Here is a 15,518-nt window from a genome sequence, read left to right on the forward strand (position 1 = left end):
TAACGATCAACCATACGTGATGACTTTATGATCAAAATTAAAAAAGGGCTTGATTTGCCAATCGCTGGCCAGCCGGAACAGCGAATTGACGAAGGGCCAATGCCTGACCGCGTGGCCGTGTTCGGAGAGGAATATGTGGGCATGCGTCCCTCTATGCTGATCCGCGAAGGGGATCGGGTACGTAAAGGGCAAGCGCTCTTTGAAGATAAAAAGAACCCTGGGGTTATGTTTACCGCGCCGGCCAGCGGTACCATTGAAGCCATTAACCGCGGTGAACGCCGGATATTGCAGTCGGTGGTGATTGCCGTTGAGGGCGATGAGCGGGTTACTTTTGATAAGTATGAACCGGCACAGCTGGCGTCGCTGTCCCGCGAAACCGTGACTCAGCAACTGCTGGTTTCCGGGCTATGGGCCGCGTTGCGTACCCGCCCGTTTAGCAAGTCACCGGTGCCGGGTAGCGTTCCGGCAGCTATTTTCGTGACCGCCATGGATACCAACCCGCTGGCCGCCGACCCTCAGCCGATTATCCAGGCGCAGCGCGCCATGTTTGACGCTGGCCTCAGCGTGCTGACAAGCCTGACGGACGGTAAAGTTCACGTCTGCCAGGCAGGCGGCGGCAAACTGGGGGGGCATCCTGCCGCGCAGGTCACCTTCAATGAATTTGCCGGTCCGCATCCCGCCGGGCTGCCGGGCACCCATATTCACTTCCTGGAGCCGGTGAGCCTGCAGAAATGCGTCTGGCACCTGAACTATCAGGACGCGATCGCCATCGGCAAGCTGTTCGTCGAAGGCGAACTGTGGACCGAGCGGGTGGTTGCACTGGGGGGGCCGCAGGTGGCGCGTCCGCGCCTGTTGCGCACTCAGCTCGGCGCGTCTCTGGAGCAGCTTACCGCGAATGAACTGCTGGAAGGGGAGAACCGGATTATCTCCGGCTCGGTGCTGAGTGGTCGTCAGGCCAGCGGTCCCCACGCTTTTTTGGGGCGTTTCCACCTGCAGGTAACGGCGCTGAAAGAAGGGCGTGAAAAAGAGTTGTTCGGCTGGGTTGCGCCGGGGAGCGACAAGTTTTCCATCACCCGCACCACAGTAGGCCATTTCCTTAAGCATAAATTGTTTAACTTCTCCACCGATACCAACGGCGGCGAGCGTTCCATGGTGCCCATCGGCAACTATGAACGGGTGATGCCGCTCGATATCCTGCCCACCATGTTGCTGCGCGATCTGCTGGCTGGGGATGGCGATAGCGCCCAGTCGCTGGGCTGTCTGGAGCTGGACGAAGAGGATCTGGCGCTCTGTACCTATGTCTGCCCGGGAAAATATGAGTACGGCCCGGTGCTGCGCGAGGTCTTAACCCGCATCGAGCAGGAAGGATAACGATGGGCTTAAAGCATCTGATTGAAAAACTGGAACCGCACTTTACCGGCAGCGGCAAACTGGTTAAGTATTATCCGCTCTACGAAGCGGCGGCCACCATCTTCTATACGCCAGGCACGGCGACGCGCGGGGCATCCCACGTGCGTGACGCTATCGACCTGAAGCGCATGATGATTCTGGTCTGGTTCTCGGTCTTCCCGGCTATGTTCTGGGGCATGTACAACGTTGGGCATCAGACCCTCCAGGCGCTGGGCAAGCTTCATGGGTCGGAGCAGCTACAGCAGGTTATCGCAGGAGACTGGCACTATCAGCTGGCGCATTTCCTGGGCGCCAGTTTTGCCCCGGATGCCGGCTGGATAAGCATGATGGTCATCGGCGCCGCCTTCTTCCTGCCCATCTACATGACGGTATTTGTGGTCGGGGGCTTCTGGGAGGTGCTGTTCTCTATCATCCGCAAGCATGAAATTAACGAAGGCTTCTTCGTTACCTCGATTCTGTTTGCGCTGATCGTTCCGCCGACGCTGCCGCTGTGGCAGGCGGCGCTGGGCATCTCCTTCGGTGTGGTGATTGGTAAAGAGATCTTCGGCGGCACCGGGCGTAACTTCCTGAACCCGGCGCTGGCGGGGCGCGCTTTCCTGTTCTTTGCCTATCCGGCGCAGATCTCCGGCGACCTGGTCTGGACCGCGGCGGATGGTTTTTCCGGCGCTACGCCGCTTTCCCAGTGGGCTAGCGGCGGCGGTGAGGCGCTGGTCAACGTTGCGACCGGTCAACCAGTTAGCTGGATGGACGCCTTCCTGGGCAACATTCCGGGCTCTATTGGCGAAGTCTCTACGCTGATGATTCTGATTGGCGGCGCGATCATTCTGTTCGCCCGTATCGCCTCCTGGCGTATCGTCGCTGGCGTGATGCTGGGGATGATCGCGACTGCCGCGCTGTTTAACGCGATTGGCTCCGACACCAACCCGCTGTTCGCCATGCCGTGGTACTGGCATCTGGTGTTGGGCGGTTTCGCCTTCGGCATGATGTTTATGGCGACAGACCCGGTCTCCGCCTCCTTTACCGATAGAGGCAAGTGGAGTTACGGCATTCTGATCGGCGTGATGTGCGTGCTGATTAGGGTGGTCAACCCGGCCTATCCTGAAGGAATGATGCTGGCGATTCTGTTCGCCAACCTGTTCGCGCCGCTGTTTGACTATCTGGTGGTGCAGGCCAACATCAAGCGGAGGAAGTCGCGTGGCTAATAAAGGAAACGATACCATTGGTAAAACCCTGCTGGTGGTGCTGGTTCTCTGCCTGGTCTGTTCGGTGGTGGTGGCTGGCTCCGCGGTAGGACTTAAGTCGCGTCAGCAGGAGCAGAAACAGCTCGATAAGCAGCGCAACATTCTGGACGTGGCGGGCTTAATGCAGCCGGGCATGACCGGCGATGATGTGAAAAGCGTCTATAGCGAGCGTATTTCTCCGCGCCTGCTCGATTTGGCCAGCGGTGAGCTGCTGGATAAAGACCCAACCAGCTTTGATCCCGCGAAGGCGCTGCGCGATCCGCAGCAGAGCATGACCCTGAGCGCCAGCCAGGATCCGGCAGGCATCAAGCGCCGTAGCAATATCGTCGAAATCTATCTGGTGCGCGACGAGCAGAAAAACGTGCAAGAGCTGGTGCTACCGATTTACGGCAACGGACTATGGTCGATGATGTACGCCTTTGTGGCGCTGGATACCGACGGCCGCACCGTGAAAGGCATTACTTACTACGATCAGGGGGAAACCCCGGGCCTGGGTGGGGAAGTGGAAAACCCGAGCTGGCGCAGTCAGTGGATTGGCAAAAAGGTGCTGGATGACCAGGGCAAGCCTGCGATTCGCGTGATGAAAGGCAGCGCTCGTCCGGGAGACGAGTACGCGGTGGACGGTCTGTCCGGCGCGACGCTGACCTCTAACGGCGTACAGCACAGTTTTGATTTCTGGATGGGGGAAAACGGCTTTGGTCCCTTCCTGAAACAGGTTCGTGAAGGAGTGCTCAACAATGGCTGAAATGGGCGATATGAAAGAGGTTAAGCGGGTTCTTGTCAGCCCGCTGGTGGAAAATAACCCCATCACCCTGCAGATTCTTGGGATCTGCTCGGCGCTGGCGGTAACCACCAAACTGGAGACCGCCTTCGTGATGGCGATTGCCGTGACCCTGGTCACGGCTTTCTCCAGTATGTTTATTTCGATGATCCGTAAGCAGATCCCCAGTAGCGTACGTATTATCGTGCAGATGGCGATCATCGCTTCGCTGGTTATCGTGGTGGATCAGATTCTGCGGGCCTTTGCGTATGAGATCTCCAAGCAGCTGTCGGTGTTCGTTGGCCTGATTATTACCAACTGCATCGTAATGGGCCGCGCCGAGGCTTATGCCATGAAGTCGCCGCCGCTGGCGAGCTTTATGGATGGTATCGGTAATGGCCTGGGTTACGGGGCGATTCTGCTGGTCGTCGGCTTTGTGCGTGAGCTGTTTGGCAGCGGTAAGCTGTTCGGCGTCACCGTGCTGGATACGGTACAGAACGGCGGCTGGTATCTGCCGAACGGCCTGTTCCTGCTGGCCCCCAGCGCCTTCTTCCTGATCGGTCTGCTGATCTGGGCGCTACGAACCCTGAAGCCGCAACAGCAGGAGAAGGAGTAAGTGATGGCTCACTATATTAGTCTGTTCGTACGTGCGGTGTTCGTCGAGAACATGGCGCTGGCCTTCTTCCTGGGGATGTGTACCTTCCTGGCGGTATCGAAGAAGGTCTCTACTGCCTTTGGTCTGGGCGTGGCGGTGACCGTGGTTCTGGCGATTTCGGTGCCGGTCAACAACCTGATCTATAACCTGGTGCTGCGCGACGGCGCGCTGGTGGAAGGGGTGGATCTCAGCTTCCTGAACTTCATCACCTTTATCGGCGTTATCGCAGCCCTGGTGCAGATTCTGGAGATGATCCTCGATCGCTTCTTCCCGTCGCTCTATAACGCGCTGGGGATCTTCCTGCCGTTGATTGCGGTGAACTGCGCCATCTTTGGCGGCGTCTCCTTTATGGTTCAGCGCGATTACAACTTCCCGGAATCCATCGTCTACGGTCTGGGCTCCGGCATTGGCTGGATGCTGGCTATCGTCGCGCTGGCGGGTATTCGCGAAAAGATGAAATACTCCAGCGTGCCGGCAGGGCTGCGCGGGCTTGGGATCACCTTTATTACCACCGGATTGATGGCGCTGGGCTTTATGTCATTCTCCGGTGTGCAGCTATAAGGGGCGTAACTGATGGAAATTATTCTTGGCGTAGTCATGTTTACGCTGATCGTACTGGCGCTGGCGCTGCTGATTATCTTTGCCCGCTCAAAGCTGGTGAACTCCGGCGACGTGCTGATTGAGATCAACAATGAAGCGGACAAGCAGTTCCATTCGCCGGCTGGCGGTAAGCTGCTTAACACGCTGGCCGATCAGGGGATCTTTATCTCCTCAGCCTGTGGCGGCGGCGGCTCCTGCGGTCAGTGCCGGGTCACAATCAAAGAAGGCGGTGGCGATATCCTGCCGACCGAGCTTTCGCATATCACTAAACGCGAAGCCAAAGAGGGCTGTCGTCTGGCCTGTCAGGTCGCGGTAAAACACGATATGAAGCTCGAACTGCCGGAAGAGATCTTCGGGGTGAAGAAGTGGGAGTGCGAAGTTATCTCTAACGATAACAAAGCTACCTTCATCAAAGAGCTGAAACTGAAGATCCCGGAAGGGGAAGTGGTGCCATTCCGTGCCGGAGGGTACATTCAGATCGAATGCCCGCCCCATAAAGTCGCCTATGCCGACTTCGATGTGCCGGATGAATATCGTGAAGACTGGGACAAGTTCAACCTGTTCCGCTACGTATCTGAAAGCAATGAGCAGGTGGTGCGTGCCTACTCCATGGCGAACTACCCGGAAGAGAAGGGCATTATTATGCTCAACGTGCGTATCGCCACGCCGCCGCCGCGCCTGCCTGATGTCACGCCGGGGATTATGTCTTCCTATATCTGGTCGCTGAAACCGGGCGATAAGGTGACGATTTCCGGGCCGTTTGGCGAATTCTTCGCGAAAGAGACCGAAGCCGAGATGGTCTTTATCGGCGGTGGCGCCGGTATGGCGCCAATGCGCTCCCATATCTTCGACCAGCTTAAGCGTCTGAGTAGCAAGCGTAAGATCAGCTTCTGGTACGGCGCCCGTTCGCTGCGCGAAATGTTTTATCAGGACGAGTTCGAACAGCTGGCGCGTGAAAATCCGAACTTCACCTTCCACGTTGCGCTCTCTGAGCCGCTGGAAGAGGATAACTGGACGGGTCATACCGGCTTCATCCACAATGTTCTGTATGAGAACTATCTGCGCGATCATCCGGCACCGGAAGATTGTGAGTTCTATATGTGTGGGCCGCCGGTAATGAACGCGGCGGTGATTAAGATGCTGAAGGATCTCGGCGTGGAGGATGAAAACATCATGCTCGACGACTTCGGCGGCTGATGGAGGCCGAAATGCTAACGGTATTTCTGGCGAGCTTCGCCATCTTCGCTCTGGTGATTCTGGGTATGTCGCTGGGCTACATCGTGAAACGCAAGTCGTTGCAGGGTAGCTGTGGCGGTATCGGTTCACTGGGCCTGGAAAAGGTGTGCGACTGTCCGGAGCCCTGTGATGCCCGTAAAGCGCGCACCGCAGCGGCGGAGCGACGGCAGAAGCTGGAGCAGGATCGGATTCTGTAACCCGATATCTGAAGGCCCGGAACATTTCCGGGCCTTGTTATTTTTTTGCCTTCTTCCTCCCTGTCACTCGATCTAATCTTCTGACTTTTTACCTCTTTTTCCCTCCATGCACTGGAGAAGGCGCATTTTTGCCACCGATAGTGGCGGGAAAGCGTTGCAGTCCGGCGTATCTTTTTCTATCCTGTATGCATATACAGTTGTGGTGGTGAACTATGCGCAAGATCATTCATGTCGATATGGACTGCTTTTTTGCGGCCGTCGAGATGCGGGATAACCCGGCGCTGCGTGATATTCCGCTGGCCATTGGCGGTAGCCGGGAGCGGCGCGGTGTTATCAGCACTGCCAACTATCCGGCGCGTAAATATGGTGTACGTAGCGCCATGCCCACCGCCATGGCGCTTAAGCTCTGCCCACACCTGACCCTGTTGCCGGGGCGTTTCGACGCTTATAAAGAGGCTTCTGCCCATATTCGGGAAATCTTTAGCCGTTATACCGCGCGTATTGAACCGCTGTCGCTGGATGAAGCCTATCTGGATGTCACTGACAGTACGCACTGCCACGGCTCCGCCACGTTAATGGCCCGGGAAATTCGCGCCACCATCGCCCGGGAGCTGAATCTGACCGCCTCGGCCGGTATTGCACCCATTAAGTTTCTTGCCAAAATCGCTTCCGATCTCAATAAGCCGGACGGCCAGTATGTGATTACGCCGGAATCGATGGGGGATTTTCTGGCGGACCTGAAACTTGCCAAAATTCCCGGGGTGGGAAAGGTCACGGCGGCGCGCCTGGAGGAGATGGGATTGCGCACCTGCGCCGACGTACAGCGCAGTGACCTTGCGCTATTGCTTAAGCGCTTTGGTAAATTTGGTCGGGTGCTGTGGGAGCGCAGCCACGGTATTGATCAACGCGAAGTGAATACTGACCGACTGCGTAAGTCGGTTGGCGTGGAGCGCACACTGGCTCAGGATATTCACGAATGGCACGAGTGTGTCGCGATCATTGAACGGCTCTACCCTGAACTGGAGCGGCGTCTGGCGAAGGTGAAACCCGATCTACTCATCGCTCGTCAGGGCATTAAGCTAAAATTCGACGACTTCCAGTTAACCACCCAGGAGCATGTCTGGCCGCGGCTGAATAAAGAGGATCTGCTGGCGACGGCGCGTAAAACCTGGGATGAACGGCGCGGCGGACGCGGTGTCCGGCTGGTGGGGCTGCACGTGACGCTTCTGGCTCCAGAACTGGAGCGCCAGTTGGTGCTGGGATTATAGGGAAGACCGGCTCCCGGGGGAGCCGGTTGGTAACGACTTACTTCGCTGGAATGGACTTCAACAGTTCAGTCAGCAACTGCCAGTACAGGCCCACGCTTTCGATGTGTACCTGCTCGTCCGGCGAGTGCGGACCGGTAATGGTCGGACCGATAGAAACCATATCCATCTCCGGATAAGGTTTCTTAAACAGACCACACTCCAGACCGGCGTGGATGACCATAATGTTCGGCGTCTTGTTAAACAGACGCTGATAGGTTTCACGCACCAGCTGCATGACTGGCGACTTGTCGTCCGGCTGCCAGCCAGGATAGCTGCCTTTCGCCTCAAGTGTGGCGCCCGCCAGGACATTGAGGGAAGAGAGCATGCTCACCACATACTCTTTACCGCTGTCGATCAGCGAACGGATCAGGCAGATAATCTGAGCCTGATCGCCTTCAGTGGTCACTACGCCCACGTTCAGAGAGGTTTCCACTACGCCTTTCACCACGTCGGAGTTACGAATTACGCCGTTCGGCGTGGCGTTTAGCAGATTCAGGAAAGCGTCGCGGCTGCGAGCGTCCAGCGGTTGACTCTCTGCCTGAACCGGTTCGAGCAGCAGGGTCAGGTTTTTCTCAACCTGAGAAAGCTCATTTTGCAGCACCGCCAGATAAGCCTCAACTCGCTGTTTCAGCTCGCCCGCCTGGGTTTTACTGACTGCCAGGGTGGCAAAGGCTTCACGCGGAATGGCGTTGCGCAGCGTACCGCCGGTGAAATCGATAAGACGCAAATCCAACTGCGGCGCCTGCTCGTTCAGGAAGCGGGCCAGCAGTTTATTGGCATTGCCCAGTCCCAGATGGATTTCGGCGCCGGAGTGGCCGCCTTTCAGCCCCTTCAGGGTCAGTTTAACGGTCTCGAAACCATCGGGCAGCGCTTCGCGGGTCAGGGGCAGGGTTGAGATGGCGTCGACGCCGCCTGCGCAACCCATGTAGATTTCGCCCTCTTCTTCGGAATCGGTATTGATCAAAATATCCGCCTGCAGCCAGTTGGGCTGTAGCGCAAAGGCGCCGTCCATACCCGCTTCTTCGGTCATGGTCAGCAGCACTTCCAGCGGACCGTGCTCAACGCGATCATCTGCCAGTACCGCCAGCGCGGACGCCATACCGATACCGTTATCAGCTCCCAGCGTCGTGCCGCGTGCTTTGACCCACTCGCCGTCGATGTACGGGCGGATGGGATCTTTAGCGAAGTCATGTTCGGTATCGTTATTTTTCTGGGGAACCATATCCAGGTGCGCCTGGAGCGCGACCGGCTTGCGGTTTTCCATGCCCGGCGTCGCCGCTTTGCGGATCAGGATATTGCCAGCCCGATCGCGTTCCGCGTGCAGGCTCTTCTCTTTCGCCCAGTCGAGAATATGCTGCGCCAGTTGCTCTTCGTGGTAAGAGGGGTGAGGAATGGAACAGATTTTGGCGAAAATATCCCACAGCGGCTGCGGGGAGAGTTGAGACAGTTCAGACACAATGCGTCTCCTTGACGTTGACCGGCGATAAAAGTAGTGCCAGGTCGCGGGGTTACCGGATAAAAATGTACCGCGGGCCTCATCCCGCGCGATTACCTGAGGATACCACTTTCTCTGGCTTTCCGGGGGAGTGAAAGCCTAAAAACCGCGCCGTTGCGCAACTGAGGCTGGTGTTTGGTGTCTCAGGTCACTATAATTTCGCGCAACCTGATTCCATTAGAATACTTTTTGAGCCGTTATTGATAGGCCGGGATACATCACATGAGCGAAAAATACGTCGTCACCTGGGACATGTTGCAGATTCACGCCCGCAAGCTGGCCAGCCGTCTGCTGCCAGCTGAGCAGTGGACAGGCATTATCGCGGTCAGCCGCGGTGGCCTGGTACCGGCTGCGCTGCTGGCGCGCGAACTGGGTATTCGCCATGTCGATACCGTATGTATCTCCAGCTACGACCACGATAACCAGCGCGAAATGAAAGTCCTGAAGCGTGCCGAAGGCGACGGTGAAGGCTTTATCGTTATCGACGATCTGGTGGATACCGGCGGTACCGCAGTCGCAATTCGTGAAATGTATCCGAAGGCGCATTTTGTCACCATCTTCGCTAAGCCAGCCGGTAAGCCGCTGGTGGATGATTACGAAATCGATATTCCGCAGAACACCTGGATTGAGCAGCCCTGGGATATGGGCGTTGCATTCGTGCCGCCGCTGGCTGGCCGTTAATCCCTAAAATAAATGTGCAACAGACGCCCGGCTTTACCGGGCGTCTGTTTTTTAACACGGCGACAGCGAGTACAATAGGCCTGCTTATCCGTTTTAGGGAGAAAGGGTCGCCATGTCGAAGCGCAACCTCAGCGAAGATCTCTTCAAACCCCGCTTTAAACACCCGGAAACCTCGACTCTGGTGCGACGCGCTCGCCATCACAAGAGAGAGGAGGTTCAGTCGCCGCTGGACGGCCGTACCGAACCCCACTGGTATCGCCTGATTAACCGCCTGCTTTGGATCTGGCGCGGCGTGGATCCGCTGGAGATCATGGACGTTCAGAGCCGCATTGCCACAAGCCAGGCCGAACATACCAATGACGACTATTACGATACCGTCGTTGGTTATCGCAGCGGCAACTGGATCTACGAGTGGTCGAAACAGGCCATGCTATGGCAGCAGCGCGCGGGTCAGCAGCAGGATCCCGAATTGTGCGGCAAGCAGTGGCTGATGGCCGCTAATCTCTACAGCATTGCCGCCTATCCCCACCTGAAAGGTGACGACCTGGCCGAGCAGGCCCAGGTGCTGGCCAACAACGCGTATGAAGAGGCGGCGCCACGTCTGTCCGGCGGGCTGCGGGAGCTGACCTTTTCGATGCCCGGCGGTAGCGATATCACGGGCTTCCTGCATATGCCGAAAGGGCAGGAGGGGCCGTTTCCGACCGTGCTGCTGTGCGGCGGTCTGGATGCTCTGCAGAGCGACTACTATCGCCTGTTTGAACACTATCTGGCGCCTGCGGGCATTGCCATGCTGACTATCGACATGCCCTCGGTGGGCTTCTCTTCCAAATGGAAACTGACTCAGGATTCCAGCCTGTTGCATCAGCAGGTGCTGCGTGCGCTACCGGAGGTGCCCTGGGTTGATCACACCCGGGTGGCGGCTTTCGGCTTCCGCTTTGGCGCCAACGTGGCGGTACGTCTGGGCTATCTGGAATCGCCACGCCTGCGTGCGGTGGCCTGTCTGGGGCCGGTGGTGCACTCTCTGCTAAGCGAATTTGAACGCCAGCAGCGGGTGCCGGAAATGTATATTGACGTACTGGCCAGCCGCCTGGGCATGATCGATGCTTCTGATGAAGCGCTACGGGTGGAGCTGAATCGCTACTCGCTGAAGACCCAGGGACTGCTGGGGCGCCGTTGCCCTACGCCGATGCTGTCCGGTTTCTGGGAGCGCGATCCCTTCAGCCCGGAACAGGATTCTCGGTTAATCGCTTCGTCCTCGGCCGACGGTAAGGTGCTTAACATTCCGTTCAGTCCACTTTTTCTGAATTTTGATAAAGCGCTGAGTGAGATTACCGACTGGCTGGCGAAGCGCCTGAAGTAGCGTTCTGGCGCGGTTTTTAGCGATTTTCATACTGGTTGTGTGGGGATTGGAAATGTGCCGAATTGTGGGTCCCGTTGTTGCGAAATTTCTTATGTTTGATAAAACTGGGGGTTCACAAAAGGAGATCGCAATGACGTTACCGAGTGGATACCCGAAGAGTCGACTGATCAAAAAATTCACCGCGCTTGGCCCCTATATCCGGGAGGAGAAGTGCGAAGATAACCGCTTTTTCTTCGACTGCCTTGCTGTCTGCGTTAACGTAAAACCCGCCCCCGAGCTGCGTGAATTCTGGGGATGGTGGATGGAGCTGACCGCTGTCGACAAACAGTTCCACTACACCTGGAAGTTTGGCCTGTTCGATAAAGAGGGAGTCTGGGTACCGGTCACCATCAAAGATAAAGAGGTCGAGCAGAAGGTCGCGCAGGCGTTGCGCAGTTTTCACGGGCGCCTGGAGGCGCTACTGACCGAGCTTTCATTCGAACTGGTTCCGGCGCAGGGCTTTATTGAAGAGCCGGTAAAGATCCGCGCCTGACCGCGTAAAACGCCAGCACTGACTGGCGTTTTTCATATCTTTCAATCTGATAGTTACAGGAGGCCTGTCATCTTATATTGCGACGTAAGCCGCTACTCCCGCGTATTCACTTCCTTTTCTCCCCCCGCCTGTTGGCAAGGTGCGCGACACCTGATAAAACAACATGCACAGCTCTTCCCTTTTTCCCTGATCAAAATGGCAAAACACTATGAGCGATAGCCAGACTCTGGTAGTTAAGCTTGGCACAAGCGTACTCACCGGCGGCTCACGCCGTCTGAATCGTGCCCATATTGTGGAGCTGGTGCGCCAGTGCGCCCATCTGCACGCAGCAGGACACCGCATCATTATCGTCACCTCCGGGGGCGTTGCCGCCGGCCGTGAGCACCTGGGATTCCCTGAGTTGCCACAGACTATCGCCTCCCGCCAGTTGCTGGCGGCGGTGGGTCAGATCCGCCTGATCCAGCTTTGGGAACAGTTCTTTTCCATCTACGGTATTCACGTTGGTCAGATGTTGTTGACCCGTGCCGATATGGACGATCGCGAACGCTTCCTGAACGCGCGCGATATGCTGCGCTCCCTGCTGGATAACAATATCGTCCCGATTATTAATGAAAACGACGCAGTGGCGACGGCAGAGAGCAAGGTAGGTGACAACGATAACCTTTCCGCGCTGGCAGCCATTCTGGGCGGCGCCGACCGATTGCTGTTGCTGACCGACCAGCAGGGGTTGTTCACTGCCGATCCGCGTACCGATCCCACCGCTGAACTGATTAAAGAGGTGCAGGGTGTGGATGACGCGCTGCGCGCTATTGCCGGAGACAGCGTTTCCGGGCTGGGTACCGGCGGTATGGGTACCAAACTGCAGGCGGCGGATGTGGCCTGCCGCGCCGGTATCGAGGTGGTTATTGCTTCCGGCAGCCTGCCGGACGTGATTGAGGACGTTGCGAAAGGCGTATCGGTCGGTACCCGCTTCCTGGCTGAGGAATCGCCGCTGGAAAGCCGCAAGCGCTGGCTGTTTGGCGCGCCAGCGGTGGGGGATATCACCATCGATGACGGCGCCCTGAACGCCATTCTTAGCCGCGGCAGTTCGCTACTGCCTTCCGGTATTCGCACCATCGACGGCGATTTTTCCCGCGGTGAGGTTATTCGTATTCTCAGTCTTGACGGACGCGATATCGCTCATGGCGTTACCCGCTATAACAGCGACGCTCTGCGCCGCATCGCCGGCCACCATTCCCAGGAGATCGACGCGATTCTGGGCTATGAATATGGCCCGGTTGCCATGCACCGGGACGATATGATCGTTATTTAAGGAGAGGCTAATGCTGGAACAAATGGGTAAAGCGGCAAAAGAGGCCTCTTATCAACTGGCTCAGCTATCGGGCCCGGAAAAAAATCGCGTGCTGGTGCGTATTGCTGACCAGCTGGAAGCCCAGGCCGATGAGATTCTGGCGGCTAATGAGCAGGATCTGGCTCTGGCGCGTGAGAACGGCCTGAGTGAGGCGATGCTCGATCGCCTGGCGTTAACGCCGCAGCGGCTGAAGGGGATAGCCGACGACGTGCGTAAGGTCTGCCAGTTGGCCGATCCGGTGGGGCAGCTTATCGACGGCGGTCCGCTGGACAGCGGCCTGCGTCTGGAACGGCGCCGGGTGCCGCTTGGCGTGGTGGGAGTTATCTACGAGGCGCGTCCTAACGTCACCATCGATGTCGCCTCTCTGTGCCTGAAGACCGGTAATGCCGTGATTCTGCGCGGCGGTAAAGAGACTTACCGCACCAATGCCGCCACTGTAAAAGTGATTCAGAGCGCGCTGGAAGCCTGTGGCCTGCCTGCCGGTGCGGTGCAGGCGATCGAAAGCCCGGATCGCGCGCTGGTGGCCGAAATGCTGAAGATGGACCGCTATATCGACATGCTGATCCCACGCGGCGGTGCCGGGCTGCACAAGCTGTGCCGCGAACAGTCCACTATCCCGGTGATTACCGGCGGTATTGGCGTCTGTCATATCTTTATGGATCGGAGCATGGAGTTTGAACCGGCGCTGGATATCATCACCAATGCCAAGACCCAGCGTCCGAGCACCTGCAACACTGTAGAGACCCTGCTGGTGCACCGCGCGATTGCCAAAGAATTTCTGCCAGCTTTAAGCCAGCGTATGGCGGAAAAGGGCGTGACCCTGCATGCCGACCGCGCAGCGCTGGCGGAACTGGAAGAGGGACCGGCGCAGGTGGTGCCCCAGAAACCGGAAGAACTGGATGACGAGTTCCTGTCTCTGGACCTTAATGTCTGCCTGGTGGATGACCTGGACGGCGCTATTGACCATATCCGTCTGCACGGTACCCAGCATTCGGATGCGATTCTGACCCGCGATATGCGCAGTGCTGAACGTTTCGTTAACGCGGTAGACTCTTCGGCGGTCTATGTGAACGCCTCTACCCGCTTTACCGACGGCGGCCAGTTTGGCCTGGGAGCGGAAGTCGCGGTCAGCACCCAGAAGCTGCACGCGCGTGGCCCCATGGGGTTGGAAGCGCTGACCACCTATAAGTGGATTGGCTACGGCGACGACACCATCCGCGGTTAATATCCCTGTTCAGTCAGGCACAGGCGTCCTTCGGGACGCCTTTTTTATCGCGGCGCGATATCCAGTAGCGTTGGAATCTGCGACAGCAGCCAGAGGATCAACCCAATGGCGCCCCCCACCAGGGTACCGTTTATGCGGATAAATTGCAGATCCTTACCGACATTCAGCTCGATCTGCTCGGACATTTCGCGGGCATCCCAACTGCGGACCGTATCACTAATGTGGCGGGTCAGGAAGGTCGCGAAGTCGGGGGCGACTTGAGCGGCGGCCTGCTCCAGATGCTCATTCAGTGAGGCACGCAGCGCGTTATCCTCGATCAGCGCTTCCCCGAACCACTGCCCGGCCCTGGCAATACGCTGACCGGTTACCGGGTCATCCGACTGCATATCCCGCTTTAGCCAGCCGCGCAGATCGCCCCACAGCTCGCCGATATAGCGGTTAAAGGCGGCGTCTTCTTTCAGCCAGGTCTTGATGTTATCGGCCCTGGTAGCCATTTCAGGGTCATGCTTCAGTTTATCGATAAGCTTTTGAGTGGCGCTGTCGAAGGCGTGGCGAATCTGATGCCCGCTGTCGTGGCTGATGTCGTCCAGCAGCGCATTGGCGATACTGGCTGCCAACTCGGCGCTGTGTTCCCCCAGCCATTCGGTGGGCAGCACCCGGGCCTTACGTGGGTGTTCGGTTTCCAGCCAGCGCACGATCTGGCGCGCCAGGAATTCCCGGGTGCCATCGCGATTCACCAGGTTAATTAACTGGCCTATCAGGGCATCGAGCAGCGCCTGATGGCGGTTATCCTTCGTCATACTTTCCAGCACCATCGCGCTGGATTGAGTCAGATCCACATTATCGATGGCGCGATGCACGGCGCGCCGCAGCAGGCGCTGAATACGGGCATCGTCGGCCAGATCGAGAAAGCCGCCCATCACCTGTAGCAGATGGCCGCCCAGCCGCCGTGCATTGGCCGGTCGGCTCAGCCAGCTACCAATGGCTCGTATCGGATCGTAGTGGCGAATCAGTTGCACCAGCGACCGGGTATCCAGAAACTTTTCGCGAATAAACTGTCCCAGATTATCGCCGATGCGATCCTTCTTGCGGGGGATAATAGCGGTATGGCGGGAGATAAAGGGAATCGGCACCCGGCGGAACAGCGCCACTACGGCAAACCAGTCGGCCAGCGCCCCTACCATGGCGGCTTCCGCCGTGGCCTTCACGGCGCTGACCCAGCGTGCCGGTGGCAAAAACAGCGTGGTGACAAACACGGCCACGGCAATCAACAGCAGGGCCAGCGCCAGGCGACGAGCCCGCTTCAGTTCAGTTAGCTTTTCCATACCCAAAGCATAACCCGATGCGCGGCGTAGCGGTAGCAGGGCAGGGGGAAAGCGCAAACTCAGAATTCAGCGGAGGATGCTGTAAAAAGCAGCAGCCGACACGGCTGACAGTTGACGCCTTCCTCGCTTTTCCTTACTCTTTA

General features: G+C 57.7%; 15 protein-coding genes. 13 read left to right on the forward strand and 2 right to left on the reverse strand.

Going from position 1 to position 15,518, the window contains the following annotated elements:
- The first annotated feature begins 27 nt into the window (after nt 1-27).
- The 8 genes from FEM41_RS10350 to dinB all read left to right on the forward strand — a co-directional run bounded on the left by FEM41_RS10350 (nt 28) and on the right by dinB (nt 7,367).
- Nucleotides 28-1,371 (forward strand): Na(+)-translocating NADH-quinone reductase subunit A, encoded by a 1,344-nt coding sequence (locus tag FEM41_RS10350; RefSeq protein WP_138095899.1) that lies wholly within the window; start codon nt 28-30, stop codon nt 1,369-1,371.
- 2 nt (nt 1,372-1,373) lie between these two features.
- On the forward strand, nt 1,374-2,612 hold the full coding sequence (locus FEM41_RS10355; protein WP_138095900.1) for an NADH:ubiquinone reductase (Na(+)-transporting) subunit B: 1,239 nt from the start codon (nt 1,374-1,376) through the stop codon (nt 2,610-2,612).
- A complete protein-coding gene (locus FEM41_RS10360) occupies nt 2,605-3,396 on the forward strand; it encodes a Na(+)-translocating NADH-quinone reductase subunit C (protein WP_138095901.1) in 792 nt (263 codons plus the stop codon). Before FEM41_RS10355 ends, FEM41_RS10360 begins: the two co-directional genes overlap by 8 nt.
- Nucleotides 3,389-4,027, forward strand: coding sequence for an NADH:ubiquinone reductase (Na(+)-transporting) subunit D (locus FEM41_RS10365; protein ID WP_168198780.1), 639 nt, complete (start codon nt 3,389-3,391; stop codon nt 4,025-4,027). Before FEM41_RS10360 ends, FEM41_RS10365 begins: the two co-directional genes overlap by 8 nt.
- 3 nt (nt 4,028-4,030) lie before the next feature.
- Complete coding sequence (gene nqrE / locus FEM41_RS10370) at nt 4,031-4,627, forward strand: NADH:ubiquinone reductase (Na(+)-transporting) subunit E (RefSeq protein ID WP_138095902.1); 597 nt, start codon at nt 4,031-4,033, stop codon at nt 4,625-4,627.
- A 12-nt stretch (nt 4,628-4,639) separates the two neighbouring features.
- On the forward strand, nt 4,640-5,863 hold the full coding sequence (nqrF, locus tag FEM41_RS10375; protein ID WP_138095903.1) for an NADH:ubiquinone reductase (Na(+)-transporting) subunit F: 1,224 nt from the start codon (nt 4,640-4,642) through the stop codon (nt 5,861-5,863).
- An 11-nt stretch (nt 5,864-5,874) separates the two neighbouring features.
- A complete protein-coding gene (gene nqrM, locus FEM41_RS10380) occupies nt 5,875-6,099 on the forward strand; it encodes a (Na+)-NQR maturation NqrM (protein ID WP_138095904.1) in 225 nt (74 codons plus the stop codon).
- Nucleotides 6,100-6,311: 212 nt separating this feature from the next.
- On the forward strand, nt 6,312-7,367 hold the full coding sequence (dinB, locus tag FEM41_RS10385; protein ID WP_138095905.1) for a DNA polymerase IV: 1,056 nt from the start codon (nt 6,312-6,314) through the stop codon (nt 7,365-7,367).
- 37 nt (nt 7,368-7,404) lie between these two features.
- On the opposite strand, the gene pepD is transcribed toward dinB, so the two are convergent.
- Nucleotides 7,405-8,862, reverse strand: coding sequence for a beta-Ala-His dipeptidase (pepD, locus tag FEM41_RS10390; protein WP_138095906.1), 1,458 nt, complete (start codon nt 8,860-8,862; stop codon nt 7,405-7,407).
- 261 nt (nt 8,863-9,123) lie between these two features.
- On the opposite strand from pepD, the gene gpt reads away from it, so the two are divergent.
- The 5 genes from gpt to proA all read left to right on the forward strand — a co-directional run bounded on the left by gpt (nt 9,124) and on the right by proA (nt 14,050).
- Nucleotides 9,124-9,582, forward strand: coding sequence for a xanthine phosphoribosyltransferase (gene gpt, locus FEM41_RS10395; RefSeq protein ID WP_138095907.1), 459 nt, complete (start codon nt 9,124-9,126; stop codon nt 9,580-9,582).
- Between the two features lie 112 nt (nt 9,583-9,694).
- Nucleotides 9,695-10,942: an esterase FrsA gene (gene frsA / locus FEM41_RS10400; RefSeq protein WP_138095908.1), complete on the forward strand. Its 1,248-nt coding sequence runs from the start codon at nt 9,695-9,697 to the stop codon at nt 10,940-10,942.
- A 130-nt stretch (nt 10,943-11,072) separates the two neighbouring features.
- The gene (gene crl / locus FEM41_RS10405) at nt 11,073-11,474 is read left to right on the forward strand and encodes a sigma factor-binding protein Crl (protein ID WP_138095909.1); all 402 of its coding nucleotides are present in this window, start codon (nt 11,073-11,075) and stop codon (nt 11,472-11,474) included.
- A gap of 208 nt (nt 11,475-11,682) precedes the next feature.
- Nucleotides 11,683-12,786, forward strand: coding sequence for a glutamate 5-kinase (proB, locus tag FEM41_RS10410; protein WP_138095910.1), 1,104 nt, complete (start codon nt 11,683-11,685; stop codon nt 12,784-12,786).
- 10 nt (nt 12,787-12,796) lie between these two features.
- On the forward strand, nt 12,797-14,050 hold the full coding sequence (gene proA / locus FEM41_RS10415) for a glutamate-5-semialdehyde dehydrogenase (protein WP_138095911.1): 1,254 nt from the start codon (nt 12,797-12,799) through the stop codon (nt 14,048-14,050).
- A gap of 44 nt (nt 14,051-14,094) precedes the next feature.
- Here proA and FEM41_RS10420 read toward each other — a convergent pair whose 3' ends face one another.
- On the reverse strand, nt 14,095-15,375 hold the full coding sequence (locus FEM41_RS10420) for a DUF445 domain-containing protein (RefSeq protein ID WP_138095912.1): 1,281 nt from the start codon (nt 15,373-15,375) through the stop codon (nt 14,095-14,097).
- Nucleotides 15,376-15,518 lie beyond the last annotated feature (143 nt).

The sequence above is a fragment of the Jejubacter calystegiae genome, from assembly GCF_005671395.1.
Classification (GTDB): Bacteria; Pseudomonadota; Gammaproteobacteria; order Enterobacterales; family Enterobacteriaceae; genus Jejubacter; species Jejubacter calystegiae.

Bases quoted from the DNA above. Each gene is read 5' to 3' on its own strand.
- FEM41_RS10350 (WP_138095899.1), top strand. From the start codon at position 28: ATGATCAAAATTAAAAAAGGGCTTGATTTGCCAATCGCTGGCCAGCCG.
- FEM41_RS10355 (WP_138095900.1), top strand. From the start codon at position 1,374: ATGGGCTTAAAGCATCTGATTGAAAAACTGGAACCGCACTTTACCGGC.
- FEM41_RS10365 (WP_168198780.1), top strand. From the start codon at position 3,389: ATGGCTGAAATGGGCGATATGAAAGAGGTTAAGCGGGTTCTTGTCAGC.
- nqrE (WP_138095902.1), top strand. From the start codon at position 4,031: ATGGCTCACTATATTAGTCTGTTCGTACGTGCGGTGTTCGTCGAGAAC.
- nqrF (WP_138095903.1), top strand. From the start codon at position 4,640: ATGGAAATTATTCTTGGCGTAGTCATGTTTACGCTGATCGTACTGGCG.
- nqrM (WP_138095904.1), top strand. From the start codon at position 5,875: ATGCTAACGGTATTTCTGGCGAGCTTCGCCATCTTCGCTCTGGTGATT.
- dinB (WP_138095905.1), top strand. From the start codon at position 6,312: ATGCGCAAGATCATTCATGTCGATATGGACTGCTTTTTTGCGGCCGTC.
- gpt (WP_138095907.1), top strand. From the start codon at position 9,124: ATGAGCGAAAAATACGTCGTCACCTGGGACATGTTGCAGATTCACGCC.
- frsA (WP_138095908.1), top strand. From the start codon at position 9,695: ATGTCGAAGCGCAACCTCAGCGAAGATCTCTTCAAACCCCGCTTTAAA.
- crl (WP_138095909.1), top strand. From the start codon at position 11,073: ATGACGTTACCGAGTGGATACCCGAAGAGTCGACTGATCAAAAAATTC.
- proB (WP_138095910.1), top strand. From the start codon at position 11,683: ATGAGCGATAGCCAGACTCTGGTAGTTAAGCTTGGCACAAGCGTACTC.
- proA (WP_138095911.1), top strand. From the start codon at position 12,797: ATGCTGGAACAAATGGGTAAAGCGGCAAAAGAGGCCTCTTATCAACTG.
- FEM41_RS10420 (WP_138095912.1), bottom strand. From the start codon at position 15,375: ATGGAAAAGCTAACTGAACTGAAGCGGGCTCGTCGCCTGGCGCTGGCC.